Source organism: Cupriavidus nantongensis, assembly GCF_001598055.1.
Lineage (GTDB): Bacteria > Pseudomonadota > Gammaproteobacteria > Burkholderiales > Burkholderiaceae > Cupriavidus > Cupriavidus nantongensis.
On the sequence record NZ_CP014844.1, the window covers coordinates 3,655,948 to 3,672,511 of the forward strand.

General features: G+C 64.4%; 13 protein-coding genes. All 13 read right to left on the bottom strand.

What is annotated here, in order from left to right:
• Positions 1-513 precede the first annotated feature (513 nt).
• On the bottom strand, positions 514-2,889 hold the full coding sequence (locus A2G96_RS16835; RefSeq protein ID WP_062801114.1) for a hypothetical protein: 2,376 nt from the start codon (positions 2,887-2,889) through the stop codon (positions 514-516).
• Positions 2,889-3,716 (bottom strand): hypothetical protein, encoded by an 828-nt coding sequence (locus A2G96_RS16840; RefSeq protein WP_062801116.1) that lies wholly within the window; start codon positions 3,714-3,716, stop codon positions 2,889-2,891. Before A2G96_RS16840 ends, A2G96_RS16835 begins: the two co-directional genes overlap by 1 nt.
• Positions 3,709-3,957 (bottom strand): hypothetical protein, encoded by a 249-nt coding sequence (locus A2G96_RS16845; protein ID WP_150124162.1) that lies wholly within the window; start codon positions 3,955-3,957, stop codon positions 3,709-3,711. The genes A2G96_RS16840 and A2G96_RS16845 overlap by 8 nt, the downstream gene beginning before the upstream one ends.
• 9 nt (positions 3,958-3,966) lie before the next feature.
• Positions 3,967-5,271: a hypothetical protein gene (locus A2G96_RS16850; protein WP_150124163.1), complete on the bottom strand. Its 1,305-nt coding sequence runs from the start codon at positions 5,269-5,271 to the stop codon at positions 3,967-3,969.
• Positions 5,271-6,767: a hypothetical protein gene (locus A2G96_RS16855; RefSeq protein WP_062801121.1), complete on the bottom strand. Its 1,497-nt coding sequence runs from the start codon at positions 6,765-6,767 to the stop codon at positions 5,271-5,273. The genes A2G96_RS16850 and A2G96_RS16855 overlap by 1 nt, the downstream gene beginning before the upstream one ends.
• Complete coding sequence (locus tag A2G96_RS16860; RefSeq protein ID WP_062801124.1) at positions 6,764-12,760, bottom strand: phage tail length tape measure family protein; 5,997 nt, start codon at positions 12,758-12,760, stop codon at positions 6,764-6,766. The genes A2G96_RS16855 and A2G96_RS16860 overlap by 4 nt, the downstream gene beginning before the upstream one ends.
• A 45-nt stretch (positions 12,761-12,805) precedes the next feature.
• Positions 12,806-13,213: a DUF1799 domain-containing protein gene (locus tag A2G96_RS16865; RefSeq protein ID WP_167354372.1), complete on the bottom strand. Its 408-nt coding sequence runs from the start codon at positions 13,211-13,213 to the stop codon at positions 12,806-12,808.
• Entirely contained in the window at positions 13,177-13,560 is a 384-nt protein-coding gene (locus A2G96_RS16870; protein ID WP_062801129.1) for a hypothetical protein, read from the bottom strand. The genes A2G96_RS16865 and A2G96_RS16870 overlap by 37 nt, the downstream gene beginning before the upstream one ends.
• Positions 13,561-13,640: 80 nt before the next feature.
• Positions 13,641-14,573 (bottom strand): phage tail tube protein, encoded by a 933-nt coding sequence (locus tag A2G96_RS16875; protein WP_062801134.1) that lies wholly within the window; start codon positions 14,571-14,573, stop codon positions 13,641-13,643.
• Positions 14,570-14,785 (bottom strand): hypothetical protein, encoded by a 216-nt coding sequence (locus A2G96_RS16880; protein WP_062801136.1) that lies wholly within the window; start codon positions 14,783-14,785, stop codon positions 14,570-14,572. Before A2G96_RS16880 ends, A2G96_RS16875 begins: the two co-directional genes overlap by 4 nt.
• A 10-nt stretch (positions 14,786-14,795) precedes the next feature.
• Positions 14,796-15,218, bottom strand: coding sequence for a hypothetical protein (locus tag A2G96_RS16885; protein ID WP_062801138.1), 423 nt, complete (start codon positions 15,216-15,218; stop codon positions 14,796-14,798).
• Entirely contained in the window at positions 15,215-15,511 is a 297-nt protein-coding gene (locus A2G96_RS16890) for a head-tail joining protein (RefSeq protein ID WP_062801141.1), read from the bottom strand. Before A2G96_RS16890 ends, A2G96_RS16885 begins: the two co-directional genes overlap by 4 nt.
• A 1-nt stretch (position 15,512) precedes the next feature.
• Positions 15,513-16,517, bottom strand: a complete 1,005-nt coding sequence (locus A2G96_RS16895; RefSeq protein ID WP_062801143.1) for a major capsid protein — start codon at positions 16,515-16,517, stop codon at positions 15,513-15,515.
• Positions 16,518-16,564: the final 47 nt, after the last annotated feature.

Sequence of the window (16,564 nt, forward strand, 5' to 3'; positions counted from 1 at the left end):
CGCCTCCGCCTCCGGCGCCGCCCCCGCCCGCCGTACCGCTGCCGCTACCCTGTCCGTCGCCGCCTGCACCTGTGTAGCCACCTGCGCCTCCGCCTCCACCACCGAACGAGTACGAGGCACTGCTGCCGCCGCTGTAGACCGTGGCCGAACTGAACGCTCCCGATTTAACGCTCGCCCGCCCCGCATACACGTAGAGATCGCCAGCACCGTTCGGCAGCGAGACGCGACTGTAGATCTGCGCCCCACTGGATGAAAATTGGACAATGATCTTTGTGCCTGGAGTAACAGGGATTTCGTTTGCCCAGCCAAAATCGCCACCTTTGCCTCCTGTCGCAGTCGAGCCGCCCCAATCACCCCCATTACCCCCAGGCGACACAGCTGCAACGCAAACATGCGTGACACCATCCGGGACGGTCCAGCTATAACCATCAAAGCCGCCCGTTGTGGTGGATTCGAAGACCACCTGGCTTGGCGCAGCTTCTTGCGCGCCACACATCATCAGCATCTTCGTACTCATGAGTTCTGCCCTGCCTTGAAGGCGCGCCAGGTTGCGCCACCATCACGTGTGCGCAGCACGAACACATCTGCCTTGCCGTTGGCTGCAGTGAGTGAAGGGGACGTGCCCCCCGGCCACTTCACGGTACCTGGCCACGCAATCGTGCGCGCAGTGCCATCTGCAACGAATTCCAGGTCCATGGCGTAACTCTTACCAGCCGCCGGCGGATTCGCGATTGTCAGCGTGGTGATGTTGGCGTTCAGCGAGACCGTGAACTGGTTGCCAGCGCTGCAGTCAAGCACCAGCGTCCCGCCGCTGATAGCCGGCGAGGTCGACGTCTCACTCATGCTCGTCAGCTGCTTCCCGGTCATCACCGACGGCAGTCGCGCATCATCCAGCGAGCCGCTGGTCAGGTTGCTCGCGTTCGCGGCAGCCGCCGCGTTGTCGGTGATCTGCCGCTGCAGTTTTCCCAGCGCCGCCAGCATTGTGTCGGTCGCCGCTATTGCAGCGTTGACCGCCGTCGACAGTCCGGTCAACACAGCGGCGCGCACGCGTGCGGCTGTGAAGTACTGGTTCATCGCCCCTTCGGGGACCGCATCTGTGCTGCCCGGACTCGCACTGATCTCGACGTAGGCGGATCCAGACCAGCGATAGGTCTTGTTCGTATCCAGCGCAACATAGATTCTTCCGCTCTCACCGACGGCCGGAAATGCGGCTTGACTGGCGTACTCGAGGACATCATCCACGAAGCTTGGCAGCTGCGCCGCAGGCACCTTGCCGCCGCCATCAAGCGTTGCAACGCCACCGACTGCACCCTTCTCCGCGAGCGGGATCTTGCCGTCCAGCGCGGCCTGCAATCCACTCACCGCGCTGATCGGCTCCTCTCCGGTGTGATTTGCTCGATCCAGTAGGTGCGAATCCGCCGCGTTGGCCGTCGCCCCCGCGGCCACGCCATCGAGCTTGCCTTTGTCCGCCGCGGGCATCAGGCCAGCTGCAGCGGCAGTCGCCTCGGGCAGCGTGACGTCGCCACCGCCGTCCGGCGCAATGCCTTGAACCGACACCACTGACCCGGAGCCGTCGATCCCGCGCCGAGCGAATACCCGCCAGTTGACGGGATCCGCGGCCGGGTTCGTTGGCGTGGTACCTGCCACGATGCGCTCCCAGGTGGCACCGTCGTCTGTGGCGAGATCCCCGACGGCGTAGGCCGCCGCCGCCGCCCATGGGCCACGCGAGACCAGGCCTGGGACACCCTGTGCACCGCGCCCCCCGACCAGAGCGATGTTCCAGTCGGCATGCTCGACTGCGCCCACGAAGTACTCCACCGCCAGAGTCAGGCTCGTGCCGGCGTAGGCGGAGACCGGCCCTTCGACGAACACGGACCCGTCGTCGCTCGCCGCGCGCAGGCGCTGGCCAAGAGTCCAAGCCTTGCCCGCCTGGGTGGCGAACACCGCAGGGCCGGCACCTGGAACCAGCGGCGTCACCGAGGATCCCGCCAGTGCCGCCGCGTAGTTCTGCGCGGCGTCCCGCGCCGCCTCGGCTTGGCCCTTTGCCGCAACCGCATCACCCTTTGCCGCAACTGCCTGGTCGCGCGCGGTATCAGCATCTGCCCTCGCCTGCCCGGCATCCGTGGCTGCCTGGACCGCTTCGTCGCGCCTCGCCGCGGCCGTTTCCGCGCTGGCGGCCGCCTCATCCGCTTTGTCGCCAGCAGACGAGGCACTGGCGGCCGCTGCACCGGCTGCCTCATCGGCGGCCTGTGCACGCTGACCAGCCAGTTGGGCGGATTGGCCAGCAGCCAGTGCGGCATCCGCTGCGGCCTGCGCATCGAGCTCCACCTGTTCGCGCAACGCCTCTAGGGCAGCCGTGACGTCGCCCTGCGGGCCCCGAATATCCACAGCCTGCGCGATATCGGCCACCAGGCCCGCGGCGCCGACGTAGGTCCCGGATGACGGCTTGACGCCCTGCCCACCGGCCCAGTCAATCACGCGCATGACGCGGCGTGCGCCGTCGACGATCACCGCGATCACCGGGCTCCAACCCTTATCGCCGACGGCTCCGGCCGGCCCACTCTGGCCGGACAGGCTGATCGTCCAGTTGGAGAACGTCCCTGCGCCGGAGGTGGCAGCAACCAGGACCGACATATCGCCAGTCTCGGCGTCGTAGGCCGACACCTGACCATCCATCCACTGCGTGACGTCGCTCGTGCGTGTGATACGCACCGGCATGCCGACGGCAAACTGCTTGCTCGCCTGCGTAAGAAGGTTCTGCGTGCCGGTGCCGATCGTGAGGTCCGACTCACTGGTGCCCGAGATCTGCTCCGTCACACGATCCCAAAGATTGTTCAGCCAGCGGACCGCGTGAGGCCCCAGCATTTTGACGTAGAACGGTCCCGCCATCACCATCCCTCAATGTCGAACTGCGTTGAATAGAGCGTCGGGGAACCATGCCCGACGCCTGGCACCTGCTTGAGCTTCCCGTAGACCATGTTGTCCTGCTCGAGCAGCACGTCACCCCACTCCGGATAGAGGCTGACGAACAACCAACGTCGCGTGCCCGCGCGCCTGAGGATCTCAGCCACATGGGCCCTGTCAGAAGTGCCAAGCCACGCCAGATCGAAGCGGAGGGTGGTCAGACGAGTGCCGGGATCCGACCAGATGTCCCCCGACTCGGCCGTCGTGTTGCGCGTACTGTCTGAGTGCGTCACCGCGGCCCCGAACGATGCGTTCCAGCGCGGCTCGAAGTAGCCGCCGGCGATCAGCCGCACGACCTCGAGGAAGCCTGCCGCGTTCTCCGGATCTCGCAGATCTACGATCATTCGGCGGCCGGCAACTGCCTCGAACCAGATCGACGCCTTCGACAGCCCGTGCGAGCTGGCGGCGTTGACGCAAAGCGGCTGAGACCAGTCCCACGCGCCGAGCATCGCGCCGGGGCACGCATACCGCCAACCGGTGTCGATCAGCAGCTCGCCCCCTGCCGCGGCGTCGAAGACCTGCACCCGGATTTCGGCGTTGGGCGACAAATTGCAGCCCGGCAACGCCACACAGCCCACAGCTTCCAGTTGGGGCCAAGTCAGCGTGTAAGTTACGCTGGTACCGGCCGATCGATGTACCAGGCCAAGCGTGTCATTCTGCAGGTTTGCTGCCACCAGCCCGCCCGCTGTACTCGACGCGACGATGGCTGCCCTGTCGGCGGCGTTGTCGTGAACGATTCGCAGATTAGGCATCCAGGCGCTCCAGCCTCAGGCCGACTGCGCCCAGCTTGTCATTCAGCGCGGCCAGCAGTTCCTGCGTGATGTCGTCAGGCACCACCGCCTGCACCTGATGCGCCGGCTGGCCGACAACGCGGCCCTGGGGGTCCGTCACCACTTGGACGACGCTCATGGTCACGCCCTGGCCGAAAGGCGCCGGCATGAACTGGTTATCCAGGTGGACTTGCAGGTTTGCCATCTGTTGAGTGCGTTGCATGTGGGCCTCCTAGCCGCAGTGGTAGTAGCACGCCACCAGACGGACGTCTGTTGGCGAATCGAAATGAATGGACTCGCGCGCCTGCGCGATCGTGTAGGTCATGAGGCCATCGCCATCCTGGCGCATGCCGATACCCGGCAGGCCGGACGATGTAATGAAGTCCCCCTGCTCGATGTCCCCGTTGGCACCGCTCACCAGTACCTGTCCCTCGCCGAGCGCGTTCATATGCACAAGGTCATACCGCTCGCACAGCGCGGCGTAGCAATCGGCGGGAATTGGCTTACTGTCCTCGTCAAGGCTTGCGATCAGCGCCGCGGGTAACGAATCGGCTAGCGGGGCACGGTGACTGACCACGCCGGCCCGGCGCTTGCTCGCCATGCCCTGCACGGGTCGGGCTTCGAAGATCGCATCCGACACGCCGCGTTTGCGAACGCATGTAACGTCCTCGAGCACCATGCCGTCCTCGGTTGGGATCTCCTTCAGGACAAGCGCATCGTGGCTAGCCGTGAAGGGGCCAACGGTCCCGACCTCCGAATAGAACGAGTTACCGCCAACCGTTGCCACAATCCCTGAGGAAACGATGCTGCCGCCCGCCGTATTACGTCGGATCGCACGAAACCCGTGATTGTTGCTGCTTGAACCAATGCCCTCTACTTGCACGGTCGCACCGTCATTCGCAACTCGACCATTGGCCCGGAAGTAGCCCTGCATCGTAAGGTTATGCCCTTGTCCCATCTGAAGGGTGTTCTGCCCCGCCGACGAAACCACATCAGGGAAGCTGCCAATGACGGCGGTGCCAACCAACATGTTTCCGATCAGCGCGCGGCCGCTAGCTTCCACTTCGAACGTGAATCCCGGCGATCCATCGGAGATCTTGATAGTGACGCCGTTGAGCTGGCCGCCGTAGATGCGATTGGCGGAGAGTGTGCCTGTCGTGATCTGGTTGGCGCTGATCGACTGCGCGGAGAAGTTCGTCGTTGTGATGACGTCTGCGCCTAAGCGCGACGTACTTATGGTGCCGGAGACGATCTGGTTTGCGCTTAGGTTCTGAGTGGCCAGGTTCGAAGTGGTAATGACGGCTGCGCTCAGCTGGTAGGTCTGGAGAGTGCCGGAGATATTCAGTGATGGTACCGAGACCCCGCCGGGCAACGTCCCAGAGCCGAGGTTTCCTGGCGGCACAGTGACGCCGCCCGGCAGTTGCCCGTTGCCTAGTTGGCCAGGCGGAACCGTCACGTTGCCCGGGAGCGTGGTTGGCATGACCCGCGGTGACGCGGCCTGCAGCAACACATCGCGATCATTGACAACAGTAGCCATCAGATCAAAACCTCAACCATCGCTTCCCCGTTCAGCCAATCAGACTCGATGCCAACCACCAAGCCCGTCTTTCCTCCAGCCAAACCGAACCGGCTGTTGTAGACAGTCACCGGCTCGCCGAGCTCCAGAGTCAGGAAGCTCGCGTTGCATTGCATCTGGTACACGTGTCGCGGAACCTTCCATAGCGCCAGCCGGCGGTCGGCCTCGGCCTGCGCCTCCGCTCGGGTCTGGAGCAGCGTGTCCTCTTGCTCCGGATCGCTGTGCAATCGGTACTGGGTGGCCACGCCCGCATCGCTAGCCGTTGCGACCAGCCATTCCTGGGCATACAGCGTCTTGTGCGCTTCCGGGATGCCCGTCTGCAGATTGGTTTGCTGCGTCCAGTTGCGGCAGTAGCCCACTTTCACGCCGGCGCGCACGGTGCTGCGAGCCTTCGGTCGGAGACTGCCTTCCTTGTAGTCGGCTGGCTTGATCACACGCGCCTGCCCCGCAGGCGGCAGTGCCAGGCGCACCAGCCGCAGGAGTCCGGCCCGGGACATCAGGATCTGAGCCCCAACACTGGCGGCAACCTGCCGGCAGGCCTCCAGAACGTTCATCCGGTCCTTGACGTACAGCCCGATCATCTGCGGATTGGCCGCAGCGAAGGCCATGAGATTGGCCGCATCGAGATCCGCTGCAGTGAAGCGCTCCGAGGCCTTGCCAAACATGGTCACCAGGCGCTGCACGATGCCGGCGGCGTCCTTGGCGTACGTACCGCCCTGCCGGTCGCCTTGGACGCTCGCCGTGATCTGTCCAGCAGGGGACTGATTCAGTGTGAACTGGCTATTCGCCAGTTGGGGGGTGAAGCTCACCGGCGCGCCGTTGTCGCGCACTTCGATCAGGCGCTCGCATTGGTAAGGGTTCACCGCATAGTTGTGCGTCGCTTCGCTCACCAGAAGCGGTTCCACGTTGTGGCATTCCCCCAGTACCTGAGGGATAAGCGCATCCTTGTTCTGGCCGCTCGTCAGCTTTGCCTCGGACAGCGGCGCGTTCAGCCGCTGCAGTTTGTCGAGCATGCGAAGAGTCAGCTCACCCCTATCCGTGGGATCCAGATCGGCAACGATGCCGTCGAAAAGCAGGTAGAACTGGCTGCGCAGCCATCGCGAATCGCCCACGAACACGCGGATCTGTCGGTTCGCCCATACATCAGCCAACCAACCGTCCAAACGCCCGTCGGCGTTCGCCAGGGCAAAGGATGCCGTTGCGACGCTCACGGACCCACTCGTCGCTGGCCCGTCAAAGCCATCCAAGGCGAGCCGTTCTGCAGCCTTGACGCCACCGGAGATGTACGGCAAGTACGCTGTATTGGCCGGAACCTCGGCGGGGCCGGTCACATAAGGTCGATTGGAGAGGTATCGAGTCACTTCCGCTCCGCCGGCGCGCACGTTGACCTCGACGAGGAAGACCGGATTCCGGTCGTCCCGCCGCAGCCACTGCTCAATTTCTGCTTTAGTCGTCATACTGGCTTGAACTGGCGTGTCGCGGCGACCTGCGCCGCTTCCTTCGTTGCCTCCCTGGACGCTTCCGCAATTGCCGCGGCGCTCTCGCGATTCGATCGGACGCTGTCGTCATGCTCCTGCTTCTGCTGAGCGCGCAGCTTGGCGACTTCCTCCTTGACGGAGCGCAGCTCTCCCACCAGCGCCTGCAGCGCGCCATCCCCCCGCCCAAACTGCCGCCAGTCGATTCCGGAGAAGATCCGGTTATCCTCAGCCGTCAGCACGCGCTCGCCGGCGTGCAGAATCGCCCGGTAGCCATCGAACGGCACGCTGGCCAGACCGTCGGCATGGCTACCGTTGGCCTTCGCCCATTCGAGCTCTTTCACGATCTCGCCGATCGGCTTGCCGCCCTGCATCTGCTGTACGTAGAACCGCAGGCCTGACGCATCCGCTTCCCGGCCCAGCACGTCCTTGTAGGCCTTCTTGACCTGCTCCTCGTAGGCGCCCCACATGAAGTCGTCGACCGTGCGCGTACCCTCGGCAAGCTGCTGGGCCCAGTAGTCAACGCCGGCCTTGTCTCCCGGCCGACCGAGGTACTGCTGGTAGAGCTCATTGGCGTACTTCGTGCTGCCGCTCGCCGCGTTGATCAGCGGCTGCAGCGCGGCCGCCAGCTCCGCCGGCAAACCTGCCAGCAAGCCGGGCACGGTCGCCTGTAGCCCCAACGCCTTCTCCATAGCCTGCAGCACGCCAAGTTCGCTGGCCAGCTTGCCGGTCAGGTCCAGGTAGTTCGCATCTGCAGCCGACTCCACGCCCTGCACGAACGTCTGCAGCCGTGCCAGTTCGTCCAGCTGCGCCTGGGACAGGCCTGTCTGCTGCTGGGCCGCATTGAGCTGTCCCTGGGCGACTTCGATCTGCTTGTTAGCGGCATCGAGCTGAGCTTGCGCTGCGGCCGCCTGGCTGCTCCCTTGGCTCATCAAGCCCGTCCCGAGAGCGTCCACCGCGCCGGTGACCTGGTTGAAGATTGCGGTGTACTGGTCGCTGCTGGCGTAGTACGTGCGCGCGAGCTCCAGATAGCTGCTGGCCACCGCCTGCAGGTTGCCCAGAGCTGTCTGGTCGCCAGCCTGCGCCGCCGCAAGGGTCTGCTGGTACTGTCGTGCCGCTTCAGCCACCTTCTCGCCCATGGTGAGGGGCGACAGGTTCCCTGTCTTCAGGCTCTGCACCCAGTCGTGCAGCCTGCGACCGGCATCCTCGAGGGCCTTCGCCGCGCTCAGCTGAGAGCTGGCCGCACTCGCCGCTGCCTGGGCTCCCGACATCAGTTCCTGAGCCGCCGACGTGTCGACGGCAGCCACCTGGGTGATCAGACCGAACAGCTCGCTCGCAATGTCGAGTTGCTGCTGCGGGGAAATTCCCGAGTTGAGCATCCCCCACAGCTGGTCCTTGCGGCCCGTGGTGCCGCCTGCCTGACCTAGTGCACCACTGATCTGGGAAAGCAACGACCGGGCATTGCCACGCAGCTGCAGCGCGGCCTGCGCCTCCGCTGCCAGCGCGGACACCTTACCGCGCAGCGCCTCGACCGCTGCCATCTGCTGCGCCATTACGTCTGCCAAGCCAGTGCCGAGTTGCTTTCCTTGCGCCTGCACCTGCTGCAGGAACGTCGACATCTGTTGCGCAAGCGCCATCAGTCCATCCTTCAGCTTGCGCCCACTTTCCCTGCTGGTGTCGATACTGTCGACGAGCTGGGTGTAGGCGCCCGCGCTCATCGGCAGCGCATGCCCGAGCTTGGCAAACTCGGCGGCGAGCTGCTCCTGCAGCCGCCCCAGTTGCTCAGCAGGCGACTTGAACAGGCTGAAGTAGCCGTCAGTCAGTTCGCGCGTGCGGGCAGCTGCCGCTTCAGCCGCCGCGGCGGCCTGGGCGGCGGCGGCCTCTACCTCAAGAAACGCGGGTGCGACCCGCACCAGCGCCTGATACGCCCGCTCGCCGGCTTCGCTGTTCCGGTCCAGGCCGCGCGCGTACTCCAGCAGGCCGTCGCGCGTGGTAATGCTGGACAGGCCGAGCTTGTCCAGCTCTTCCCGCATCGAGCTGATGCGGTTTTCCTGCTTCTGCTGGTCCGTCAGCAGGATGTTCTCGACATCGGCAATTCCGGTGCGGGCTTCCACCACGGTGCCATTAAGGCTCCGCATGGCGTCTTCGAGCTGCTTGTACGCCGGCGTCAGAGCCATGAGCGCCACGGCATGTTGAGCCTCGTTCTCACGGGACAAATCCTGTTGCTCAATCCACTCCCGCAGCTGCGCCGTGCTCTGAGGCATCGAGAACCCAAGCGCAGCGAACTGATCGCCCAGTTGCTTTGCGGCAAAGGTAACTTTCTCCTGTTCGGAGAACGCTGCCTCCATGTAAGCCGAGGTGATGGCGCCGAGTTGTTGGGTACCGCCGGCGGCGTCGACCATTGCCTCGCGCTTCGCGGCGCCGCCGATGCCGCCGATGCCGAAGGCGGCGTCCAGGTTCTTGCCGAGGGCTTCCGCGACCACGTTGGTCGACTTGAAGATATCGGTCAGACGCAGTGCGGTCTGCACCAGGTTCTCTCCCTCCTCCCGGAACGCAGCGATGCCTGGAATCATGTTCTCGGCAAGCGCGTCACCCAGATCGCCCCACGACTTCTTGCGATTCTCTTCACTGCGCCAGTCATTGCGAATCGAGTAGTCGAACATGCCAAGGCGACTATCCATCTCCCAACGATTCGAGACAGCGTTGAGACCCTTGAAGATGTCCACCATCCCGAAAAACTCGGTCTGGATAGCGCTGAACTCCTTATCGCTGAATGGTTTCGACTCGCTGCTGTACCGGTCGCTGCGGAACCATCCGCCCTTCTGCTTGTAGTCGGCATACTGGCCGCCGCTGAAGCCAGCGCCAGTGAAGCGCCCCTCGATGCCGGCACTCTGGAGCTCCTTAGGCCCGCGGCCGAACATGCGATTGACCACCCCGCCAATCGCGCCGCCGATCACGCCTCCGAGCAGCGTGCCCAAACCTGGGACAATGGAGCCGATGGCTGCGCCGGCTGCAGCGCCGCCGCCCGACGCCCAGGCCTGGGTATTGCCGATCGCCGCGTAGTTGCCGGAGATCAGGGAGCCCAGACCATAACCGGCACCCACACCACCGATGAAGTTCACTGCTGGTGCGACATAGGATCCTGCCTGCAGGCCAGACGCGAAGTTCCCCATACCGACTGCATTGGCGGTATCCGCCAGTGCGGATGCCGTGTAGGGGTTCAGTGCGAGCCCCTGGCCAAAGCCGGTAAGGGTCTGGGAGCCCAGGAAACTGCCGATGCTGGACAGTCCTGCGCCAATGCCGACGCCGGCCTGCCCGCTGGTGAATGCGCTCCAGAGATTGGTTGCATTGCTGGCGAAGCCCAAAGCGTTCCCCACCGCGCCAAGTCCCCCGGAGCCGCTCCCCAGGAGCGTGCCAGCCATGTTCATGATGCCGCCCATCATGTTGCCAACAATTGGCTGAACAAACGCCTTGATTGTCGTCTGCAGCACCGTGGTCTTGAACAAATTTTTGAGGCTGTCGATCAGATTCTCACCAAAGCCCTTGCCGTTCTCAAAGCCGCGCATGAGCGAGTCCGTCAAAGCTCGCTCGATGTCGTCCCCTGCCTTCTGCCAGCTCTTGGCGGCTTCCTCGGCCGACTTGCGAGCTGCGTCTTTATCCTCCTTGTTGGTGAGCGCGATGGCGTAGTCGCGTTGCGCCTGCGCGAGCTTGGTCACGCCGGCGATCGCCTGGTCGTAATACGCGATCTCCTCGGCGGTACCGCCCAGCATCTGCGCACGGGCGCGACCCTGCTCCAGCAGCGCGAGCGACTCTTCGTAGCGCGCCGCGGTAATGGCCGCCAACTCGCCCTTGGTCTTGCCGTAGTTTTCGTTCTCGAGGTTCAGCGCATCGGTCTGTTCCTGGAGCGACTTGACTTGCTTGTCGATCCCGTCGCGGTAGGCCTGCTCCAGCTTCATCTGCAGCTCCGCAACCTGGTCGACATATGCGCGCTCGTTCTCGACGCGTTTCGCCTGCAGGCCGGACAGCTCGGCCATGTACTTGTTGTACGCAGCCGTCTGCTTCTTACCCAGTGCAGCCTCCGCCTCGAGCTCGACCACGGCCATACGGTCGACCAGATCGTTGTCCCGCAGCTGGCGCAACTCGCCCAGATAGCCGAGCTCGTCAAGCAACCCTTGTTCGCGTCGGCTCTTCAGCGCACGCTCGCCGCCCTTGAGGATGACATCGAGCTGCTTCTGATAGCCCTCATACAGGGCGATCTCTTCAGTCAGCGCCCTGCGCAGCGCGCCGGCCCCGGTTGCTGATCCCTTGGGATCCGCGTACCTCGCCTCAATCGACGCGCGCAGTTTGGCAATCTCCGCTGCCGACAGGCCCAGCCGTTTGGCATGGCGCTCCATATCCGCGATCTCGTCTGCGCGAACCTCCTGGCGAGACCGCATCTGCTTGCGCATGCCATCGATCGCGTTCTGAGCCTGGATCTTGGCATCTTCGTCCGCCTGCTTCGCCGCATCCTGCTGCGCTTTGGCCGCCTTTCCCGCCAGCTCGGCTTCCTGCTGACGCAGCGCCGCCAGGTCATCCTGCAGCTTCTTCAGCGCGGCGATCCGCCCCTGCCCGCCGCGGCCGACGGCAGCGCCACCGTCAGTGGATTCGAATCCGTTGCCGAACTCGTCGATCTCACGCATGGTGGCCGCGATCTTGCTCTTGACGTCCTCCAACGTCGCGGCGCGGCCCAGGCCCAGCATGGCGTCCCACGCGCCCAGGGCAGCGCCCTTGAGCGCGTTCCAGCCGCGCTGCATGTAGCCGAGGTTCTCCAGTACCTGGTTAGCCCGCTCCTTCATGGCGTTGGCATACGTGCGTTGTGCAAGTGCCGCCGCTTCGTCCTGCCTTCCCTGCTCGGCAAGGGCCTTGATCTGGTTGTAGACCGACAGGGTCAGGTAGTGATATTGCTCGTTCAGCGCAGCCGAGGCCTTCACCGGCTCGTCTGCCAGCTTGACGTACTCCTTGATCGTGTCGTCGATGCCCTTCCCTGTGGCCTTGCTCATGGCGATCGCCGCCTCGCCAAGGTCCGCCATGACTTCCCCGGCAATCCTGCCGGTCTGTGCCATTTGGGTCAGTGTGTCTGCGGCCTGGCTATGCGTGCCGATGGTGCTCGACACCTTTGCTGCCATGGTGGCCATCTGGTCCGCTGTCGTGCCGGCGGCGTTGCCCGACAGGATCAGTGCTTTGCTGAACGTGCCGGCCTCCTGGCTTCCCTGGTACATGGCGGTCGCCAGAAGTGCTCCGGCGCCAGCCGCGAGTGTCGCAGGGTTGACCAGGCCAGCGACGTAAGCGCCGAGAGCCTTGGCCGCAGGTACCACACCGCCAAATGCGTCCTTGAGCTGACCGCCTTGCTGCATGAGCACCGTCAGCGGCGCCTGGCCCGCCTGCAGGCTGACAATGATGTCCGTCATCTGCGCCGGCACCATTCGCATGGCGGCGGCCGTCTGCGCGGCGGAAACGCCGAGGTCACCAAAGCCCTTCTTGCTTTCGAACAGCTTGGCAATCAGGGGATTGGCCTCGTGGCTCACACCGAGCTGAGCGGCCCTGAATTCCATCATCTGGCGGGTGCTCATGCCCAGGGTCTGCACCTGCTCCTGCAGGCGCGCGATATAGGCCATCGCCGCGCCCGCGGCCTGCTGATGCGCGGTGGCACCCACGCGCGCGGCCTCCGCCTGGCGCGCGAGGGCATCGCCGGCCGCAGCTGCTGCAGCGGCTTCCCGCCGCCCCGCGCCCTCGACCGCCGCTGCGGCAGTCGTCGCGGCGGCCGCAGCCCCTTTGACTGCCGCTGTAGCCGCTTCCGCACTGCTTGACACGACGTCCATGGCGCGCTTGCCGCCAACACCGAACGCCTGCAGGCGGCTCCCGCCCTCATCGATCGCGCTCAGGAACTCCCGAACATCAGCCCGGAAGCGAAAGACGAGATCCCCCAGCCCAGCCATTGTCGATCCAGTAATTGTTTGCCCCCGAGACAATCGGTGGCGGGTCTAGTTGTGTTGATCGGCCCACACATCGAGCGCGGCACGCTCCATCAGGCGAACAAGGCGATACAGATCGCGACGACGGGCCCGACCGTCGACTGCGAACTCCAGGTGGCTTAGTACCGAGGCGTAGTCCAGTCCGGTTCTGACCACGCCGGCAAGGCCACCGACGTGTCGCCACTGGGTGCTCAGGTCATCGGTGAACAGCACGAACGCCTCGGCGTTCTCCTCCCACACCACGAAGTCGTCGCCAGCCGCAAGACGCTCTGCCTCGGCAATGATTCCCGCCGGCGCACCGGCCTGCCGCAGCAGCTGGACGGCGTCGCTGCCCTCCACAAAGGACTGGCGATCGCCGGCCCAGTAGCGCGCCGCCTCAATCAGTTTTTTTCTTTCGGCTTCTTGCCGTCGCCCCACGAGTTCATCCAGAAGGAGGCATACAGCGCCGCCGAGACCTGAGGAATGCTGAGCAGGTAGTCACGGGCGTCGTCGTCGTAGGGAACCCTTTGATTGTCCGGGCCGACCAGGTCATCCATCGTCACGAGGACCTTGCGCAGCTGGCTTGCCTGCGCGCGCCACAGCTTTTCCGGCGGCAAATCCCGCACTTCCTCTTCATACTCGGCGCGGAGCTGCTCGAGCTCTTCCTGGTTGCACCGGCGAAACGTCGCGGAGAATGTCGAGCGCTCCACCACGCCGCGCTCGTTGCGCATGTCGACTTCGATCTTGTCTTTGAAGTTGGTAGCCGCGCCGATACGAATTGCCATAGTTTTTCTCCTGTACAAAATGACGAAGGGCCGCGCGAGCGGCCCCTTTCCGGATGGTGCGTGCGCCAGGGCGCCCGCGTCTACTTGACCGTGATCACCAGCTCATCGTTGCCGATGTTCGGGTTGATCGTGAGTTGCGAGTTCATCATCAGCACGCCCTCCTGGTCGGCGTACTGGATATTGGTGAGCTGCGCCTTGGGGGCATCGAGCTTGACGATGTTGCCCGCGGTCTTGCCGTGGGTAATGCTCAAGGGCGCAGATGTGCCATCGAGAATGGCTTTCCACCAGTCTTTCTCTGCAACGGCGCCCAGCTCCATGCTGACGGAGCCGGTCGGCTTGCGGTCGGTCAGGTCGGTCCCCTCGCAGCCGATCAGCGATCGCCAGGGCGTGCCGTTCGCCATGTCGATCTGGAGCGACTGGAGGCAATTCGACTTACCATGCAGCGACCAGGCCGGCGTGTTCTGCTTGCTGGCCACAAGCGGCGTCAGGAACTTGGTGTAGTCGATGTTTGGCGGCAGCGCCTGGTCGACCACATCATGGTAGGCGCCCACGAACGCGAACTTCATGAACGGGATGGCCTTCGCCGAGATGTCGAACTGCACCGTGCCGAGTGCGCCGGTCATTTTGTGGAACAGGCCATCGATGAGCACGTAGAACGTGATCGTTTCCACGTCGTCGGTGACGGGCGCATACTTGACGTCGGTCCCCGCGGTGACGGTCTCGGCGAAGCCGCAGCTGCGCAGCACAGGGCCCCAGCCCGGCGCGTCACCGGCGGTACCGCTTCCCGCCAGCTCGACCTCGAACTCCAGGCGGTTGTGTACACCGGCGAGCAGTTGCTCGCTATTGCCAAGGTACGGCCGGATCAGGTCCCGCGAGACAGTGTCGCCCTGCAGCGGGCTCAAGGTCATGTTGCGGATCAGAATGGCATTGGCCGCGCCAGTCGGGGTCGGGTCCACGCCGGGCGTGACCTCGTTCTTGGCGAGGATGAGAGAGTTGCGCAGGCGTTTCGTCATGTCGCTTGCTCCTTCGGGAGATCAATGGGTTGGTCATCGGCCGGCACCATGGCCGCCGCGGCTGCGATGGGTCGGCGCTCTCCGGTGACGGGGTCAAACAGATACTGGCCACCGCGGCCGGCGTAGGCATCCTTGGCCAATACGCTGGCCGAGTCCTGCGGTAGCGCAGGTGCAGACGGCGCCAGCACGCCTTCGTGCTTCGTTTGCTTCATGGCTTCCCCCTTAGTGGGACAGACTGTCTTCCAGCGTGCGGTAGGCAATCCGGTACCGAACCACCACCACCGCCGCCTTGATGCCGTCCGGCCCATACTTCGGCTCGTCGGTGCCCAGCTCCGTAATGCCGGTAACCCCTTCGGCCCGGTAGCGCATCACGACTGGATGGAACAACTCCGCGAGCGCGCTGGCATCGGCATCCGGTGCGTCGCCCCAGGAAACCACGATGCACTGCAGCTCTCGAAGCCGGTCCGCCATCGGAATGGGTGCGCCGGGTACGACAACTTCCTTGCCGCCGCGCAACACCAGCCCCTGCCGGTCGGCTTCGGAGAAGGCGCGGACAATGCTGCGCTCCACTGCCGCCGGGAAGCCCGGGATTGCGCGGATGTCAGCCTCGAGTGCAGCGATGTAGCTCTCGAATCTGGTGGTCATGGCGCGGTCTCCAGTACAGCGCGGGAGAAGAAGCCGTCTCCTTGTTTCTGCGGCGTCTGGCTGAGCCGGTACCGCTTCCCGTCGATGGTCACGACGTCGTCGCGCCGCAGGGTCGGAGCGTCTTGCGTCTGGTACTCGATTGTGCGCTCCGCGACATGCAGTGCACCCTCGACCATCAAGGTCTCGGGCTCCTCGAAGCCAACGTCGAAGTCGGGCCCGCCTGACCAGGATGCCGTCGTGAGCATCCCGGCCGAGCGGAAAGCCGACCAGAAGACGGCCGGATCGAAGCCCATGTCAGCTCTTTTTGAGCTTGATCACGCCGCGGGGCCGGGTATTCAGCGTAAGGGGATTGGACTGGGCCTCGAGGTCGACGCCCTTCCTGTGATCCAGCAGTTCCTGGCTGGCGTAGTACGGCAGGCCGAGTGTGTTCACCACATCGAGGTAGTCACCCGGCGCGAAGTTCGTGACGAACATGTCCGGCACGCCCAGCGGGATCAGATACCCCTCGTCGGGATTGATGAAATCGATGTTGCCGACCCGGCCGTAGAATTCCTTCCACACCACATTGCCAAAGTTGAAGCCGGCACGCATGTCGTCGCGCAGGAATTGGCCATCGTTCCAGCGATCGAAGGCCTTCTCGACGGATGCGTGCGTCGTGAAGGCATCGTAGAAGTTGCGCCCGACGATGCCGAGCCAGCCCGTGATTACGCCGGCACCGGTCAAAGCGTCCTCGGCTTTGCGCCGTGCGTCGGTGATCTTGCTCAGGACCTTCGTGCCCGCGTTGTCCAACGCAAAGTTCACCGTCTGTTGCGCAATGCCAAATCGCTCATAGAGATCGACCAGCACGCGCTGGCCGTCGGCGTCATAGATCTTGCCCGTCACGGCGCCGACACGGTGGTAGGTGAGCGTCGCATCGATCTTGCGACGCATCTTGGCGATTCGTTGATTCACGACGGTCTGCACCGCCTGGACCTCGGTCTCGCTACCGAAAGCGCGGATACCCTGTACCTCGTCGGCCCGCACGACGCCGCGCACCGGAAGATGCAACGCCTGGAACGGGATCACGTCGCGCTTGTTGCCGACCACGACCTGGCCGGGCGCGCCGCGGGGCGTGTCGGGCACAAGGGCCAACTGATCATTCTCGCGCTCGATGGCGATTTGCGTGGTCGTCACGCCCTCTTCGGTGAAGAGGCCATCGAGCAGCATCGGCACATGCTGGCCTTCCGGGACCTGGTTGAGCGCCCTGGTCAGCGACATCACGCTGAAGGCATCATCGTTGAAGACGTCGAGACTTGCCATGGTGTTCTCCAATGAAACGGGGCCGCACAAAGCGGCCCCGTCGGGTT